This window comes from Amycolatopsis sp. NPDC003676, from assembly GCF_053587275.1.
Genome location: NZ_JBSFNS010000333.1, coordinates 1 through 1,249, shown reverse-complemented (window position 1 = coordinate 1,249; position 1,249 = coordinate 1). Strand labels below are relative to the sequence as shown.

Annotated in this window: 2 protein-coding genes; both read left to right on the top strand. The window is 72.9% G+C overall.

Translation table 11 applies throughout. The features are described 5' to 3' along the window. Nucleotides 1-602 (top strand): sensor histidine kinase (locus ACWDNU_RS46190; RefSeq protein WP_449673488.1); only part of this gene is annotated, 602 nt, incomplete at its 5' end. A gap of 14 nt (nucleotides 603-616) precedes the next feature. Then, nucleotides 617-1,249, top strand: a 633-nt coding sequence (locus ACWDNU_RS46185; RefSeq protein WP_449673487.1) for a response regulator, incomplete at its 3' end; no start/stop codon positions are given.

The window sequence follows — 1,249 nt, the reverse complement described above, 5'->3', positions numbered from 1 at the left end:
GGATCACCGCCGCCGCGCAGGAACGGGAGCGGCTGGCCCGCGAAGTGCACGACGGCGTGCTGCAAGTGCTGGCCTTCATCAAGCGGCGGGGCACCGAGATCGGTGGACCGGCGACCGAACTCGCGCAGCGCGCCGGGGAACAGGAAGTGGCGCTGCGGGTCCTGCTGTCCGAGCAGGCCGAACAGCCGGATTCCGGTGCGGCCGAGGTGGATCTGCGGCCGATGCTCACCGCACGGGCCACGCCGGAGGTCTCGGTGGCGACACCGGGTGACCCGGTGCTGATCGCCAGGACCGCCGCGCAGGAGATCGCCGCCGCCGTGGCCACCGCGCTGTCGAACGTCGACCTGCACGCCGGGCCGGACGCGAAAGCCTATGTGCTGCTGGAGGACACCGGTGACATGCTGGTGGTGAGCGTGCGCGACGACGGGATCGGTATCCCGGCGGGGCGGCTCGCCGCGGCCGAAGCCGAGGGGCGGATGGGGGTTTCCCGCTCCATCGTCGGCCGGGTCGAGGCGCTGGGCGGCACCGCCGAACTGCTGACCGAGGGCGAGGACTTCGGCACCGAATGGGAATTCCGGATTCCGCGCCACCCGGCGCGCTGAGCGAAGGAGCCGCGATGACGGACCAGGCGATCACGGTGATGGTGGTCGACGACCACCCGATGTGGCGCGAGGGCGTCTCCCGCGACCTCACCGAGGCCGGATTCGCCGTCCCCGCGACCGCCGACGGGGTCGGCACCGCTACCCGCCGCGCGGCCGCGGTCCAGCCCGACGTGGTGCTGATGGACATGCAGCTCACCGACGGCAACGGCGCCGCCGCCACCGCCGAGGTGCTGCGGGTCTCCCCGCACAGCCGGGTGCTCGTGCTCTCGGCGTCGGCCGAGCGCGACGACGTGCTCGACGCGATCAAGGCCGGGGCCAGCGGTTATCTGGTCAAGAGCGCGTCGGCCGCCGAGCTGATCGACGCGGTGCGGGCCACCGCCGCCGGGCAGCCGGTGTTCACGCCCGGCCTCGCCGGCCTCGTGCTCGGCGAGTACCGGCGGATGGCGACCGCGCCGACCGCCGCCGACGAACCGCATCGCCCGTCGCTGACCGAGCGGGAGACCGAGGTGCTGCGGATGGTCGCCAAGGGCCTGTCCGCCAAGCAGATCGCCTCGCGGCTCAATCTCTCCCATCGCACCGTGGAGAACCACGTGCAGGCGACGCTGCGGAAACTCCAGCTCGCCAACCGGGTCGAACTCACCCGGTAC